The organism is Bradyrhizobium sp. 27S5 (assembly GCF_037217225.1).
Lineage (GTDB): Bacteria > Pseudomonadota > Alphaproteobacteria > Rhizobiales > Xanthobacteraceae > Bradyrhizobium > Bradyrhizobium septentrionale.
The window spans coordinates 3,564,048-3,579,172 of record NZ_CP147714.1; the positions used below are offsets into that span (position 1 = coordinate 3,564,048).

The 15,125-nt window shown below is 66.1% G+C and carries 16 protein-coding genes; 10 read left to right on the forward strand and 6 right to left on the reverse strand.

Features of this window, described 5'->3' with window-relative positions; genetic code table 11:
* The first annotated feature begins 143 nt into the window (after window positions 1–143).
* The 4 genes from WDM24_RS16380 (at window position 144) to WDM24_RS16395 (ending at window position 4,868) form a co-directional block, all read left to right on the forward strand.
* Complete coding sequence (locus WDM24_RS16380; protein WP_414645755.1) at window positions 144–2,084, forward strand: ABCB family ABC transporter ATP-binding protein/permease; 1,941 nt, start codon at window positions 144–146, stop codon at window positions 2,082–2,084.
* Between the two features lie 140 nt (window positions 2,085–2,224).
* Complete coding sequence (locus WDM24_RS16385) at window positions 2,225–2,923, forward strand: phosphatidylserine decarboxylase (protein WP_338699545.1); 699 nt, start codon at window positions 2,225–2,227, stop codon at window positions 2,921–2,923.
* Between the two features lie 78 nt (window positions 2,924–3,001).
* On the forward strand, window positions 3,002–3,880 hold the full coding sequence (gene pssA, locus WDM24_RS16390; protein WP_338701256.1) for a CDP-diacylglycerol--serine O-phosphatidyltransferase: 879 nt from the start codon (window positions 3,002–3,004) through the stop codon (window positions 3,878–3,880).
* A 268-nt stretch (window positions 3,881–4,148) separates the two neighbouring features.
* Window positions 4,149–4,868, forward strand: coding sequence for an RraA family protein (locus tag WDM24_RS16395; protein WP_338699548.1), 720 nt, complete (start codon window positions 4,149–4,151; stop codon window positions 4,866–4,868).
* 63 nt (window positions 4,869–4,931) lie between these two features.
* Here the strand turns inward: WDM24_RS16395 and WDM24_RS16400 are convergent, their stop codons facing one another.
* Entirely contained in the window at window positions 4,932–5,552 is a 621-nt protein-coding gene (locus WDM24_RS16400) for a TerC family protein (protein ID WP_166296816.1), read from the reverse strand.
* A gap of 189 nt (window positions 5,553–5,741) precedes the next feature.
* Window positions 5,742–6,023, reverse strand: a complete 282-nt coding sequence (locus WDM24_RS16405; RefSeq protein WP_166296814.1) for a hypothetical protein — start codon at window positions 6,021–6,023, stop codon at window positions 5,742–5,744.
* Window positions 6,024–6,528: 505 nt separating this feature from the next.
* Between WDM24_RS16405 and WDM24_RS16410 the strand changes: the two genes are divergently transcribed.
* Window positions 6,529–7,356, forward strand: coding sequence for an SDR family NAD(P)-dependent oxidoreductase (locus WDM24_RS16410; RefSeq protein WP_166296812.1), 828 nt, complete (start codon window positions 6,529–6,531; stop codon window positions 7,354–7,356).
* Here the strand turns inward: WDM24_RS16410 and WDM24_RS16415 are convergent.
* A complete protein-coding gene (locus WDM24_RS16415) occupies window positions 7,334–8,788 on the reverse strand; it encodes a PLP-dependent aminotransferase family protein (RefSeq protein ID WP_338831820.1) in 1,455 nt (484 codons plus the stop codon). The two genes, WDM24_RS16410 and WDM24_RS16415, sit on opposite strands and share 23 nt — an antisense overlap.
* A gap of 88 nt (window positions 8,789–8,876) precedes the next feature.
* Between WDM24_RS16415 and WDM24_RS16420 the strand changes: the two genes are divergently transcribed.
* On the forward strand, window positions 8,877–9,284 hold the full coding sequence (locus WDM24_RS16420) for a cupin domain-containing protein (RefSeq protein ID WP_338699555.1): 408 nt from the start codon (window positions 8,877–8,879) through the stop codon (window positions 9,282–9,284).
* Window positions 9,281–9,748 carry a carboxymuconolactone decarboxylase family protein gene (locus WDM24_RS16425; protein ID WP_166296810.1) on the forward strand — a complete coding sequence of 156 codons (468 nt, stop codon included), beginning with the start codon at window positions 9,281–9,283 and terminating at the stop codon, window positions 9,746–9,748. The genes WDM24_RS16420 and WDM24_RS16425 overlap by 4 nt, the downstream gene beginning before the upstream one ends.
* Before the next feature lie 118 nt (window positions 9,749–9,866).
* Here WDM24_RS16425 and WDM24_RS16430 read toward each other — a convergent pair whose 3' ends face one another.
* The 3 genes from WDM24_RS16430 to WDM24_RS16440 all read right to left on the reverse strand — a co-directional run bounded on the left by WDM24_RS16430 (window position 9,867) and on the right by WDM24_RS16440 (window position 12,963).
* On the reverse strand, window positions 9,867–10,463 hold the full coding sequence (locus WDM24_RS16430) for a DUF2889 domain-containing protein (protein ID WP_166296809.1): 597 nt from the start codon (window positions 10,461–10,463) through the stop codon (window positions 9,867–9,869).
* Window positions 10,464–10,676: 213 nt separating this feature from the next.
* Window positions 10,677–12,233 carry an acyl-CoA synthetase gene (locus WDM24_RS16435; protein ID WP_166296808.1) on the reverse strand — a complete coding sequence of 519 codons (1,557 nt, stop codon included), beginning with the start codon at window positions 12,231–12,233 and terminating at the stop codon, window positions 10,677–10,679.
* Complete coding sequence (locus tag WDM24_RS16440) at window positions 12,163–12,963, reverse strand: TetR/AcrR family transcriptional regulator (RefSeq protein WP_166296807.1); 801 nt, start codon at window positions 12,961–12,963, stop codon at window positions 12,163–12,165. The genes WDM24_RS16435 and WDM24_RS16440 overlap by 71 nt, the downstream gene beginning before the upstream one ends.
* Before the next feature lie 96 nt (window positions 12,964–13,059).
* Here WDM24_RS16440 and WDM24_RS16445 point away from each other — a divergent pair, with 96 nt between their 5' ends.
* Genes WDM24_RS16445 through WDM24_RS16455 form a run of 3 tightly spaced genes read left to right on the forward strand, consistent with a single transcriptional unit; the run spans window position 13,060 to window position 15,111 of the window.
* Window positions 13,060–14,244 (forward strand): lipid-transfer protein, encoded by a 1,185-nt coding sequence (locus WDM24_RS16445; protein WP_338699561.1) that lies wholly within the window; start codon window positions 13,060–13,062, stop codon window positions 14,242–14,244.
* 7 nt (window positions 14,245–14,251) lie between these two features.
* Entirely contained in the window at window positions 14,252–14,707 is a 456-nt protein-coding gene (locus WDM24_RS16450) for a MaoC family dehydratase N-terminal domain-containing protein (RefSeq protein ID WP_166296805.1), read from the forward strand.
* A complete protein-coding gene (locus tag WDM24_RS16455) occupies window positions 14,704–15,111 on the forward strand; it encodes a MaoC family dehydratase (RefSeq protein ID WP_338831821.1) in 408 nt (135 codons plus the stop codon). Before WDM24_RS16450 ends, WDM24_RS16455 begins: the two co-directional genes overlap by 4 nt.
* Window positions 15,112–15,125 lie beyond the last annotated feature (14 nt).

A 15,125-nucleotide genomic window follows, 5' to 3' on the forward strand; every position in this document is an offset into this window, starting at 1 on the left:
GACATTCAAACGATCTATATGACGAGCACAATGGCAAATCGTGGAAAAGCTGTGGCAGCGGACCGCCGCGCCGCGAACGCGCGGGCGGGCTCCTGATGGTGCCGCCGCAACCGAATGTGACCGCTGCTGCGCCGCCCGCGGCCATGGCGCCGGCCGTCGAGAAGGGGACGCTGCTCGGCACCCTCGTACATCTCTGGCCCTATATCTGGCCGGGCGATCGCGCCGATCTGAAGACGCGCGTGGTCTGGTCGGTGGTGCTGCTGCTGTTCGCCAAGCTCGCGACGCTGTCGGTGCCGTTCACCTTCAAATGGGCGATCGATGCGCTGAACGGCACGGGCTCGGCGCCGGTCGCGCCGTCGAACTGGGTGGTGTGGCTGATCGCCTCTCCGGTGCTGATGACGATCAGCTACGGCGCGGTGCGCATCATCATGGCGGTGCTGACGCAGTGGCGCGACGGCATCTTCGCCCGTGTCGCGATGCACGCGGTGCGGCGGCTCGCCTACATCACCTTCGTGCACATGCACGAATTGTCGCTGCGCTTCCATCTCGAGCGCAAGACCGGCGGCCTGACCCGCGTGCTGGAGCGCGGCCGCTCCGGCATCGAGACCATCGTGCGGATGGTGATCCTGCAGCTGATCCCGACCATCGTCGAGGTCGCGCTGCTGGCTGCGGTGCTGCTCTGGCAGTTCGACTGGCGCTACGTGCTCGCCGTGCTGCTCACCGTCGTGGTGTTCATGTACTTCACCTACATCGCGACCGAGTGGCGGATCGAGATCCGCCGCAAGATGAACGACTCGGATACCGAGGCGAACACCAAGGCGATCGACTCGCTCCTCAACTACGAGACGGTGAAGTATTTCGGCGCCGAGGAGCGCGAGGCCAGCCGCTACGACCGCTCGATGGAGCGCTACGAGCAGGCCAGCGTGAAGACCTATACCTCGCTTGCGGTGCTCAACACCGGGCAGGCGATCATCTTCACCGCGGGCCTGACCGCGACCATGCTGATGTGCGCGTTCGGCATCCGCAACGGCACCCACACCGTCGGCGATTTCGTGCTGATCAATTCGATGATGATCCAGCTCTACCAGCCCTTGAATTTCATGGGCATGGTCTATCGCGAGATCAAGCAGGCGATCATCGACATCGAGAAGATGTTCGACGTGCTGGAGCGCAATCCCGAGGTCAAGGACGTGCCGGGCGCGAAGCCGCTCACGGTGTCCTCCGGCAGCGTGCGCTTCGAGGATGTCCGCTTCGCCTACGAGCCCGACCGGGCGATCCTTAAAGGTCTGAGCTTCGAGGTGCCGGCCGGCAAGACGGTCGCAATCGTCGGTCCCTCCGGCGCCGGCAAGTCGACGATCTCGCGGCTGCTGTTCCGGCTCTACGACGTTTCGAGCGGCCGGATCCTGATCGACGGGCAGGACATCAGGAACGTGACGCAGGCCTCGCTGCGATCGGCGATCGGCATGGTGCCGCAGGACACCGTGCTGTTCAACGACACCATCCGCTACAACATCCGCTATGGCCGCTGGGACGCCAGCAATGACGAGGTCGAGGAGGCGGCGCGGCTGGCGCAGATCGACGGCTTCATCCGGATGTCGCCGCAGGGCTATGAGACCCAAGTCGGCGAGCGCGGCCTAAAACTCTCCGGCGGCGAGAAGCAGCGCGTCGCAATCGCGCGCACGGTGCTGAAGGCGCCGCCGATCCTGGTGCTGGACGAGGCGACGTCTGCGCTCGACAGCCACACCGAGCACGAGATCCAGGGCGCGCTGGAGCGGGTCTCGCGCAACCGCACCTCGCTGGTGATCGCGCATCGGCTCTCGACCATCGTCGGCGCCGACGAGATCATCGTGCTGGATCAGGGCCGGATCGCCGAGCGCGGCACCCATGCGCGGCTTTTGGCCGGCGGCGGCCTCTACGCCAGCATGTGGAACCGGCAGCGCGAGGCCGAGGAGGCCCGCGAACGGCTCGCCCAGGTCGACGACGATGGCCCGGCGCCGAATCGCCTGCCGCCGCCGGTGACCGAATCCTCTGACGATTCCACCCCGGTTGCGGGTGAGAAGCCCTTGCCGACCGCCGCGGAATAGTCGATTTAGGGCATGATCCGGAAAAGTGCGAAGCGGTTTTCCGAAAGATCATGCTTAAACAACCAACTAAAGCGCGATGATCCCATCGCGCTTTAGGGCCTCTCCCGCCAAACCGGGCGGGGAAACGCAAGCGAGCTTTGATGTCGATCGCGAATTCCATCCGCGCGCAGATCCCGCCGATCCACCCCGAGGGCTATCCCTTCATCGGCGGCTTCGCGCTGGCGAGCCTGATCCTGTTCTGGATCTGGACCCCGCTCGGCTGGATCGGGACGCTGCTCACGGTCTGGTGCGCGCTGTTCTTCCGCGATCCCGTCCGCGTGACGCCGCTGCGCGACGGCATCGTGGTGTCGCCGGCCGATGGCCGCGTCTCGATGGTGGTGCAGGCGCTGCCGCCGGCCGAACTCGGCCTCGGCGACAAGCCTTTGCCGCGCGTCTCGGTCTTCATGAGCGTGTTCAACTGCCATGTGAACCGCAGCCCGGTGGTCGGCCGCATCGACCGCATCGCCTATCGCCCGGGCGCGTTCATCAATGCCGAGCTCGACAAGGCGAGCGAGGACAATGAGCGCAATTCGCTTGTCATCTCGACCGCCAACGGGCGCATCGGCGTGGTCCAGATCGCGGGTCTGGTTGCGCGCCGCATCGTCTGCTTCGTCAAGGAAGGCCAGTCGATCGGCGCCGGCGAGCGCTTCGGCCTGATCCGCTTCGGCTCGCGGCTCGACATCTATCTGCCCGAGGGCACCAAGGCTTTGGTCTCCGAGGGGCAGACCGCGGTTGCCGGCGAGACGATTTTGGCGGATTTCCGCGGCGCCGATCCGGGCCGCACCTACCGCGCCGATTAACTCTGTTTCGCCCGCCCAATCGGCCGGTTCCGGCCGCGATGGCGGAGCCGGGCCATGCTTGCTATATTACCAAGCATGATGCCATCCGATCCCAATTCCACCGAGTTTCGCCGCCGGCGGTTCCGCCCGATTCCGGTGCGGATGCTGGTGCCGAACATGATCACGCTGCTGGCGATCTGCGCCGGCCTCACCGCGATCCGGCTGTCGACGGAAGGGCGGATGGAGCTTGCGGTCGCCGCCATCGTGTTCGCCGCGATCCTCGACGGCATCGACGGCCGCGTCGCGCGCCTGATCAAGGGCCAGTCGAAATTCGGCGCCGAGCTCGACAGCCTGGCTGACTTCGTCAATTTCGGCGTCGCGCCGGGCCTGATCCTGTATTTCTGGACGCTGCACGAGCTGAACAATGGCGGCTGGATCGCCGCGATGGTGTTTGCGATCTCCGGCGGCCTGCGGCTGGCGCGCTTCAACGCCTCGATCGACGATCCGAACAAGCCGGCCTTCGCCGTCAATTATTTCACCGGCGTACCGGCGCCGGCCGGCGCGATCACCGTGCTGCTGCCGATCTATCTCGCCTTCCTCGGCGTGCCGATGCCGCCGGCGACGCTGACCGCGTTCTACACGCTCTTGATAGCGTTCCTGATGGTATCGCGGCTGCCGGTGTTCTCCGGCAAGACCGTGAAGATGCGCGTGCCGCCGGAGATGGTGCTGCCGGTGTTCGTCGCCGTGGTGTTCTTCGTCGCGCTGCTGATCGGCTATCCCTGGCACATCCTGTCGGCCGGCTCGGTGCTGTATCTGATCAGCCTGCCCTGGGGTTGGAAATCCTATCGCGACCAGGAGCGCAGCCTCGCCGCGCAGACGCAGGCGGCGAGTGCAGCCGCGCCGGCATCGGCTGCCGCGCCCTACGCGGCACCGGCCGCGGAGAGTGACCGGGACGATCGTCCGACGCATTTGCACTGACACATCTGCCTGACCCGTCATCCCCGCGCAAAGGCTTCGCCTTTGTCGCTGGAGGAGCGCGTAGCGCGTCTCGAAGGATGCACGGCCACACTGGGGCCGTCGACCCTTCGAGACGGCCGCTGTGCGGCCTCCTCAGGGTGACGGTGATGAAGTTCGTTCGCGCTCTCCCAAATATCAGCCATGAGCGTGGCTCGGTTGGGTTCGCCGCCGATCTCGGCTATAGGCCTAAGACCGGCCAGCGAACGCCAAAAATCAGGAGAGAAACGCCGTGACGACATCCGCTTCCGCCCCGCTTCCTGCCTCCGTCTTTGAAGCGTTGGCGCGCTACGACACGCCGACGATCTGCAACGCGATGGAGATCGTCGCGCCGGAGCGCCGTCTGATCGGCTACACGGTGAAGCCGCTGGTCTGCCCGTTCCCGACGCTGCCGCCGATCGTCGGCTATGCGCGCACGGTCGCGATCCGCTCGGTGCTGAAGTCCGGCCTGTCGGCCGAGGAGCAGTCGAAGCGCCGCATCGAATACTACGAATATGTCGGCACCGGCTTCGGTCCGCGCATCTCGGTGATCCAGGACATCGACGGGCCCGACGTCGGCTACGGCGCGTTCTGGGGCGAGGTGCAGAGCGCCGTGCACAAGGCGCTCGGCTGCCTCGGCGTCATCACCGACGGCTCGATCCGCGACATCCCGCAATGGGCCCCTGGCTTCCAGGCGCTGGCCGGCTCGATCGGCCCGTCGCACGCCTGGGTGCATGCCGAGAGCTTCGGCGGCGAGGTCCGCGTCGCCGGCATGACGGTTCGCTCCGACGATCTGATCCACGCCGACAGCCACGGCGCGATCGTGATCCCCTACGAGGTCGCGGCCAAGCTGCCGGAAGCCGCCGAGCTCTGCGGCCGCCGCGAGACGCCGATCCTGGACATCGCGCGCTCCAAGGATTTCACGCTGGAGAAGCTGAAGGAAGCGCTGAAGCGCTCGGCGGAAATTCACTGAGGCGGCATGCGCTGTCGATTTGCGGAACGGCGGGCCGTGAGGCCCGCCGTTCTGCTTTCATGGTCACGCCGGCGCGACCTTGGCGATCTCGGACGCGCCGCGCACCGTCATGTCGATGGCGACATAGAGGATCACGGCCAGGCCGACATAGGCGATCCAGCGATGGTTCTGCAGCAGTTTTGCGATGAAGCTGGCGGCCGCGCCCATCATCGCGATCGAGAGCGCCAGCCCGAACACCAGCACGATCGGCTGCTCGCGCGCCGCACCTGCCACGGCCAACACGTTGTCGAGCGACATCGAGACGTCGGCGACGATGATCTGGGTCGTCGCCTGCAGCAGCGTCTTACGTGGCGTCTCGGTCCCGTCGGCGCCATGCACGGCCGTCGCCTCGTGTTCGGTGGCGCGCAGCTCGCGCCACATCTTCCAGCACACCCAGAGCAGCAGGATGCCGCCGGCCAATAGCAGGCCGACGATCTGCATCAGTTGTGTGGTGACAAGGGCGAACAGGATGCGCAGCAGCGTGGCGGCGCCGATGCCGATCAGGATCGCCTTGCCGCGTTGCTTCTGCGGCAGGCCGGCCGCGGCAAGGCCGATCACGACGGCGTTGTCGCCGGCCAGCACGAGGTCGATGACGACGACTTGCAGCAATGCGCTGAGGGCGTCGAGTGAAAACAGGTCGGACATGGATCATGCTCCCCTTGAGGTCGGGGAGTGGACCGGTTCGACGACGCCGGCTGTTGCCGTCATGCGGACGGAAAATCCGCCACGACGCTGGTCACGTCGTGGGTCGAAGCAGGGCCACTCCAACTGAGTTCCAGTCCGACATCGCAGCTTGTGGCTGCCAGAGGGGCCCGGCCTGGGATTACGGTCGCGTTACCGACGCAGCGCGGCCTGTTCCTCGAAGAACAGCGCCGCCTGATCCGGCTCGCCGAGGATCGCCGCCGCGCACCCCATGAAGGTGAACGCGCCGGCAAAATCCCACAGCGTGAGGTTCGCCGCGCTGCTGCGCACGTGGATCACGCACGCGGCCATCGCGGCAATGGCTGCCTCGGCGAACAACAACAGGCTGAGCGCGGGCAGCACGAGTGCGGGCTCAACCAGGCGGACCGTCAGGATGATCGGCAGCGCGGTGAGCACGCCGAACAGCAGGAGCATGCCGTACGGCTCCAGCGAGGGAGCCCTTCGCAAAATCCGGTCTGGAATGGTCGAGGACATTTCGATCCCTGCCGACCTTTGCCGATCCTGGCCTTGTCGTTCATCTCAACGATATCAGAATGCATTCACCTTGACGCGCGGCGCGGCGCCGCGCGTCGGCAGGTCGCGCGACAAGCTGACCATGCAGGCATCGTATTTGCACTGGTCAGCAACGCCCTTGGGACCGTCTTTCTGCGCGGATGAGGCTGTGTTTGGTGATAAAATCCCGAACCATCACGACGAGGAGCGCCGCCTGCGGCGCGTCGGGAACCAGGAGGCCGAGCAGATGCACGACTGCCGAGTGGGCCATGTGGCCGCTCTGGGTGACCAAGGAGCGGGAGGCCTTGGGCCAGCCATGATGGACGCCGTTTTGGCGCCGCCGGCGCCGTGGCATGCCATGGCAATGTCCGCAAGGGGCCTTTATCTTCGGTGGCAGCGCTGGGCGTACGATCGAAAGGCAATTTCGATGAATATGGCAGGCAAGACGGTGCTGATCACCGGTTCCACCGATGGCGTCGGCCGCTACGTCGCGATGAAGCTGGCTTCCGCCGGCGCCCGGGTGCTGATCCACGGCCGCGATACCAAGCGGGCGCAGACCTTGGCCGACGAGATCAAGCGGGTCTCCGGCCGCGAGCCGATGTTCTATCAGGCCGACCTGTCCTCACTGGCCGAGGTCCGCGAGTTCGCCCAGTTGGTGCTCGACGATCAGGAGCGGCTCGACGTGTTCATCAGCAACGCCGGCATCGGCTCGCAGAATGAGGGGCCGGCGCGGCAGACCAGCAAGGACGGCCACGAGCTGCGCTTTGCGGTGAACTATCTCGCCGGCTTCATGCTCGCACATCTATTGCTGCCGCGGCTCAAGGCGAGTGCGCCTGCGCGCATCGTCAATGTCGCCTCGCTCGGCCAGCACCCGATCGATTTCGACGACGTGATGATCACGAAGAACTACAGCGGCGCGCGCGCCTATGCGCAGAGCAAGCTGTCGCAGATCATGTTCACCATCGACCTTGCCGCGGAGCTGGAAGGCTCCGGCGTGACCGTCAATTCGCTGCACCCTGCGACCTACATGAACACCACGATGGTGCGCGCGAGCGGCGCCACGCCGATCTCGACCGTCGAAAAGGGCGGCGATGCCATCCTGCGTCTGGTCCATGACGACGATGTCGCAGGCCAAAGCGGGTTGTTCTTCGACGGCAGGCGCGAGGTGCGCGCCCATGCCCAGGCCTATGATGCCGAGGCGCGCAGGCGGCTGCGGGCGCTGAGTCTCGCGCTTACCGGCTTGCGGGCTTCCTGACACGGCGCGACGCCGGCGCGCCATGGGTGCGGTCTTGCGCGCGGATCGCCTCGAACAGACGCTTGCAGGCGGCCTGAACGCCGCGATCGGGCACCGTTGCAATGCCGAGCAGCAGGCCGGGTTGCGCGCGCTTCGGTGAGAGATACCAGGGCGAGAGCGGGGCGGGCGCCAGCCCATGCGCGAGCGCCTCGCGCGCGATTGAGACATCGTCGGCCTTGTCCGGCAGCGTCAGCATCACCGCGAGGCCGGCGACCCGGACATCGTTGCTCCACGTCCGCAGCGCAGTCGTCAGCGCATCACGGCTGTCGCAATAGGCCCGCTTGGTTCGCCGGAGATGGCGGATGTAATGGCCATCGCGCATGAACTCCGCGGTCGAAAGCTGTACCGCAGGTCCGGGGGCAGGGGCTAGACACGTCGCCACATCGGCGAACTGCGCCGCCAGCGCTTCAGGGGCAACCAGGAAGCCGAGCCGAAGCGTCGGCGAGATCGTCTTGCTGAAAGAGCCGAGATGGATCACGCGGCCCGCAGCATCGAGCGAGGCCAGCGCGGGCGCCGCGCGGCCATCGAGCTGCAACTCGCCGAGATAGTCATCCTCAATGATCCAGGCGCCGGTTTGCGCGGCCCAGTCGAGCAGCTGCGTGCGACGCTTCGGTGACAGCGGCGGACCGAGCGGCGCCTGCTGTCCCGGCGTCACGACCGCGAGCGCCGCGTCGGGCGCGTGCCGCAGGCCGTGCTCGACATCGACGCCATTGGCATCGACCGGGATCGGCACCGGCTCGAGCCGGGCGAGCTCGAGGCCCTTCCGGGTCAGTGGAAATCCCGGGTCTTCCAGCCATGCGCGGCGGCCTTCGAGGCCGAGCACGCGCAGCGCGAGGCCGAGCCCGCCGCTGAAGCCCGACGTGATGACGATCTGCGCTGGCGAGCATTCAAGCCCGCGCGCGATCGCAAGGTGGGCTGCGATCTCGCGCCGGAGTTCGATCTCGCCGCGCGGATCGATGGTGCGCGTCACCGCGCTCAATTCCGCCCGCACGGCACGTGCGCGGATTCGCGCCAAGAGCTTGGCGGGGAGGGTCTCCTGCGCGGGGACACCCATGCGGAAGATGCCCTGACCGCTCAAATCCTGAAACATCTCCACGACCGAGCCGGGAACGACCGGCGCGTCGGGCTTTGCCGCTTTCCTCGGCCGCATCGCGACGGTGGTGCCGTTCGCCTTCGACGACACGATGTGCTGCGCGTCCGCCAGTCTGTCGTAGGCCGCCCGCACCGTGCCGCGCGCGACGCCGAGCTGGGCGGCGAGGTCGAGCCATGACGGCAGCCGGGCGCCAGGCACCAGCACGCCATTGTCGATCGCCGCTGCAATCGCCTTGCGAATCTGCTCGGACAGCGGCGTCCGGGCCGAGCGGTCGAGCGCGATGGGAAGCGGATTTGGCATGGCCCGTGGTACACCAATTCGGTTCATTCTTGGTGCTTCATTTTGGCCGTGTGCGCCCGCATCTATCCGATAGTAACGGAGGCATCAGATGAAAACCTTATGGACGACGCTGCTGGCCTGCGCCGCACTTGCGACCCCTGCGATGGCGCAATCAGTGACGCCGAAATTCGAGCACGCCATCACCAACATTCCCGGCAAATCGCTGATCGCGGTCGAGGTCAACTTCCCGCCGGGCGAGCCGTCGGCGCCGCACCATCACGCCAAATCGGCTTTCCTCTATGTCTACGTCCTGCAGGGCGCGATCGAGAGCCAGCTGGAGGGCGAGGCGGCGCACATCTATCGGGCCGGCGACAGCTTCTTCGAGCCGCCGGGCGCGCATCACGTGCTCGGCCGAAATGCCAGCGCGACCGAACCGGCGAAGCTGCTTGCGGTGTTCGTTGTCGACAGCAACGACAAGGCGCTGACCGTCTTCGACAAGGAGGGACACAAGCAGTGAGCATGCGGATCGATTACAACAAGGCCGCGCCCGCCGGCATCAAGGCGCTCGGCGGCGTCTACGGTTACATCACGCAGTCTGGGCTCTCCGCGGCGCTGGTCGAACTGGTCTATCTGCGCATCTCGCAGATTAACGGCTGCGCCTACTGCCTCGACATGCACACGCGCAGCCTGCAGAAAATGGGCGTCAAGATCGAGAAGCTGGCGCTGCTGCAGGTCTGGCGCGAGGCGGAGACGCTGTTCGACGCCGAGGAGCGTGCCGCGCTGGCCTGGGCCGAAACCGTCACGCGCGTCGCCGAGACCGCGATCCCGGACGCGGATTATCAGGCGGCTCGCGCGGTGTTCAACGAGAAGCAGCTGGTCGACCTGACCATCGCGATCGGTCTGATGAACACCTACAACCGGATCGCGATCGGCTTCCGCAATCCGCCGCAAGCGGTGGTCGAGCATTCGGCTGCGGCGTGATTTTGTAGGGTGGGTTAGCCGCCCACGAGCGCGGTCGTTCGGCAAGCGATGGTGCAAGGCGTAAGCCACCATCTTTGTTGCGCGTAAGGTGGTGGGTTACGCCTTCGGCTAACCCACCCTACGAATCCTGCTTTGCCTCGACCGGCTTCGTCGCGAATTGCGGAAAGGTCTCGGCGACGACAGGCCCATCCAGCCGCCACGAATAGCAGCCGCCGACGAAGAACGGCGGCTCTTTTACGTCGCGCTGGTGATCGAGTGCGCCGCGGCCCTGCGGGTCCTTGCCCGCGGTCGCGGTCTGGAACAACGTGGTCACCGCAGGACCCAGCAGCTCGGCGAGATGGGTGCAGGTCTCGAGCTTGCCGATCTTGCGCCTGATAATCTCGCGCCAGCCCTTGCCGATGCGCTCGCCGACCAGGCGCTGCAAGATGCCCTCGACATCGAGGCAGGACGGGTAGGGCGTCGAGGCCATCGTGGTGCCGGTCTCGCGGATGGTAAAGCTGTCGTCGACCGCGAGCCGCAGCCGGATGTCGTGCACGGGATCGTCGGGCTGCTGCTCGCCGCGATATTTGTCGTGCCGCGCATACGGCTTGGTGTCGACCAGCCGCGCCTCGACCTCCCACAGCCCGTCGTCGCGGAGATAGCCCAGACATTCGACGGAGCGGCGGTGCATCAGGCGGCGGGGCTTGCCGTCGGCATTGGTATCGGGTGCGGACATCGGAACTCGCTGGATTGAAGCTGAACCGATCCAATCGGCGGGATGCTCCGATGTCAACGCCTGCTGCCGCGCGGCGCTATGCGACGTCCAAGGGGACACCGTCATTCCGGGGCGATGCGGAGCATCGAACCCGGAATCTCGAGATTCCGGGTTCATCGCTGCGCGATGCCCCGGAATGACGTGATCGAAAGCCTTGATTGCCAGAAGCCCGCCTCAACTCACCCGCCGCTCCCTGTTTTCCCAATACGGCTTGCGCAGCTCGCGCTTCAAAATCTTGCCGGCGCCGGAGAGCGGTAAGGGCGTCGAGGTGATGTCGACGCTGCGCGGGCATTTGTAGCCGGCGATCAGCGTCTTGCAGTGCTCCATCAGCTCGTCCGGCGTGGCGCTGGCGCCGCTCTTCAGCACCACGACGGCATGCACCTGCTCGCCCCAGCGCTCGCTCGGGATGCCGATCACGGCGCATTGCGCCACCGCGGGGTGCTGGGCGAGGGCGTTCTCGACCTCGGCCGAATAGACGTTCTCGCCGCCGGAGATGATCATGTCCTTGACGCGGTCGACGACGTAGACAAAACCGTCCTCGTCCATGTAGCCGCCGTCGCCGGTGTGCATCCAGCCGTCGATCACCGCGCGCGCGGTTTCCTCGGGCCGCTCCCAATAGCCCATCATCACCATATCGCCGCGCACCGCGATCTCGCCGACGGTGCCCAGTGGCACGACCTTGTCTTCCGCATCGACGATCTTCACTTCAGCGCCGAGCGTGGCGCGGCCGGCGCCGCGGTGCCGGCCCTTGGCGCGACCGTCGCCGACATGCTCCTTCCAGTGCAACAGCGTCGCGATCGGCGACAGTTCGGTCATGCCATAGGCCTGGGTGAATTCGACATGCGGCAGCGCCTTCATGGCGCGCATCAGCACGGCGTCGCTGATGACAGAAGCGCCGTAGGAGATGCCCTTCAGCGACGACAGGTCATAAGTGCCGAGCGTCGGATGATCGACGAACATCTGGATCATGGTCGGCACCAGCAGCACGTCGGTGATGCGCTCCTTCTGGATCGCAGTGGCGACGCCATCGGGCGTAAAGCCCTGGATCACGACGTTGGATCCGCCGGACAGCAGCACCGAATACATCGCAGCGCCATTGGCGAGGTGGAACATCGGCGCGGCGTGCAGATAGATCGTGCTGCTCGGCCACAGGCCTTCGCCGAGCGCGTTGAGCGCATTGGCCATCAGATTGCCGTGGCTCAGCATCACGCCCTTGGAGCGGCCGGTGGTGCCGCCGGTGTAGAAGATGCCGGCGAGATCGTCGCGCGAGCGCATCGCGTCCGCCATCGGCTCGCTGCGCGCGATCAGCGTCTCGTAGTTCTCCATGCCCGCGGGCGTCTCGCCTTCGTCGGCATAGACCAGCCTGAGGCCAGGGATGGTGGTTGCGAGCGTCGCGCCGACCGGTGCAAACGCCTTGTCGACGAACAGGATTTTGGCACGGCAGTCGCGCAGCGCGTCCTCGTTTTCGAGGGGGCTCCAGCGGATGTTGAGCGGCACGATCACGGCGCCGGCCCAGCCGACCGCAAGGTACAGCTCGAGATAACGATCGGAGTTCAGCGACAGGATCGCGACGCGGTCGCCGTTGTCAGCGCCAAGGCCGCGGATCGCCGCGGCGAGGCGGGCGACGCGGGTGCCGACCTCGCGCCAGTTGCGTCGCCGCTCACCGCAGACGACTGCGAGCCCGTTTGGATTGACCTGCAGCGCGCGCCGCAGCCCGTGTGTGATGTTCACTTCCGTCCTCCCTTGGTGCGTTTCCATTGCGAGGCGGTTTGTCCGCCTTCTCTGCAGCCGGAACGGCTGCTTTGTGCGCCGTTGTTTTGCGCGTTGATGTCGTGGCGATCCCCTCGGTGAGGCGGATCGCGAATTCCTCGGCGACGGCGCGTCCAGTCAACTCACCGCCGGGCTGGAACCAGTGGCCGATCCAGTTCAGCGAACCCGCGATCGCAAACGCCGCGAGCTTCGGGTCACACGGTTTTACCGAACCGTCCTCGACACCCTGTACGATGTAGTCGCGGAAGGCGCGGTCGATCCGGCGCTTCGCGGTCTGCACGATCTTGCGGTTGTCCTCGCTGAGGTCGCGGATGTCGAAGCGGACCAGGCTCTTGCCGTAGTCCTCGGTCATCAGCTCGGCATAGCGGACCACCAGCTTGCGCAGCTTGGCAAGGCCGCTGCCGGCGCCGGCTGAGGTTTCGGCGATGCATTCGTCGACCAGCTCGTTGCCGATCGACCAGCACTCGAACAGGATCTCGTCCTTGCCGCGGAAGTAATTGTAGAGCGCCGGCTTGGTGATGTTGAGCCGCTTGGCGACGTCGTTCAGCGTGGCGCGGTGATAGCCCTGTTCGAGGAACAGTTGCACCGCGGCGCGCAGCACCGCCTCGCGCTTCTCGTCGCGGGCGCGGCGTCGGCTCTCGAAGGGCAGCCAGGGGGACTGGCCGGAGGAGGGGATGTGTCCGTCGTCCATGGGGTGAAGCCGGTGCCGCATTGACTCTGTGTGAGGTGCCGTATATTACCCATGGGTAATAAATAGTCCAGCGGGTAATTTTCTGGAGGACACGCGATGACGTCACGCACCTATGTTGCCGGGGTTGGCATGATCCCGTTCGTCAAGCCCGGCGCCAACGCGCCGTATCACGTGATGGGCGCCGAGGCCGCCAGGCTCGCGCTTGCCGACGCCGGCCTCGACTACGACCGCGTGCAGCAGGCCTATGTCGGCTATGTCTATGGCGACTCCACCTGCGGCCAGCGCGCGCTGTATCCGGTCGGCATGACCGGCATCCCGATCGTCAACGTCAACAACAACTGCTCGACCGGCTCGACCGCGCTGTTCCTGGCGCGGCAGGCGATCGAGTCGGGCGCGGCCGATTGCGTGATGGCGCTCGGCTTCGAGCAGATGAAGCCCGGCGCGTTAGGGGCCGTGTTCACCGACCGCCCCAGTGCGTTCGACGATTTCGATGCCGCGGCCGACAAGCTGGTCGATGCGCCCGGCGTGCCGCTGGCGCTGCGCTATTTCGGCGGCGCCGGCCTTAGCCACATGAAGAAATACGGCACGCCGCTCTCCGCGTTTGCAAAAGTGCGCGCCAAGGCGAGCCGCCACGCCAAGAACAATCCGCTGGCATTGTTCCGCAAGGAGGTCACTGCCGACGACGTCATGAACGACCAGGTGATCTGGCCCGGCGTGATGACCCGGTTGATGGCGTGCCCGCCGACCTGTGGCGGCGCCGCCGCAATCCTGGTCCCGGAGAAGTTCGCCGACCAGCACGGGCTCAACAAGCAGGTCCGCATCGCGGCGCAGGCGATGACGACCGATACGCCGTCGACCTTCGGTGCCGACGACATGATGCAGGTGGTCGGCTACGACATGACGCGCGATGCCGCCAAAAAGGTCTATGAGGCCGCCGGCATCGGGCCTGCGGATCTCGACGTTGTCGAGCTGCACGACTGCTTCGCCCATAACGAGCTGATCACCTATGAAGGGCTCGGCCTGTGCGCTCAAGGTGAGGCCGCGAAGTTCATCGACGACGGCGACAATACTTATGGCGGCAAGTTCGTCACCAATCCCTCAGGCGGCCTGTTGTCGAAGGGCCATCCGCTCGGTGCCACCGGCCTTGCGCAGTGCTACGAGCTGACGCGGCAGCTGCGCGGCACCGCGGCGGCGACGCAAGTGGAGGGTGCGCGGCTCGGCCTGCAGCACAATCTCGGCCTCGGCGGCGCCTGCGTCGTGACGCTCTACCAACGCGCCTGAGGTCGTCATGGTCGATCAATCCGCTGTCGGGCGTGCGTTCACGCCGGTGACCGCACGCGTCGAGCTGGGTCGCCTGCGCTTCTTCCTCGACACGCTCGGCGAGAGCAATCCGGTCTATCGCGACGAGGCGGCCGCGCAGGCGGCGGGTTTTGCGGCGGCACCGGTGCCGCCGACCTATCTGTTCTGCCTGGAGATGATGGACGCAACGGTGCCGTTCGAGTTCCTGACCGCGCTCGGCATCGATCTCGCCCGCGTGCTGCATGGCGAGCAGCGCTTCGACTATCACGCCCCCGTTGTGGTCGGCGACACCCTGACGTTCCACCCGCGCGTCACCAGCGTGACCGACAAGAAGGGCGGGGCGATGACGCTGATCGTGGTCGACACCCCGGTCACCAACCAGAGCGGCGATCATGTCGCCGATGTCTCGCGCACCATCGTGGTGCGCAATGCGAGGCCGTCATGAGCGCTGCACATCCGTCGGTCGGCGACCGCATCGTCCACAAGGAATTCCCGCCGATCACCCGCCATCGCCTCGCGCTGTATTGCGGCGCCTCCGGCGATCACAATCCGATCCATGTCGATATCGACTTCGCGAAAGCGGCCGGCTTTCCCGACGTGTTCGCGCACGGAATGCTCGTCATGGGCTATCTTGGCCAGGCGCTGACCGACGCGGTCGCGCTGTCGCGCATCCGCTCGTTCTCGACCCGCTTTGCCGCCATCACCCAGCTCGGCGCCCAGCTGACCTGCGAGGGTACGGTGACGGAGCTGATCGAGCAGGGCGGCGAGAAGCGGGCGAAGCTTGCGCTGACGACGAAAGATCAGAACGGCGAGATCAAGCTCGCGGGGGAAGCGGTTATTGCGCTGTAGGGGATGAGGTCTCG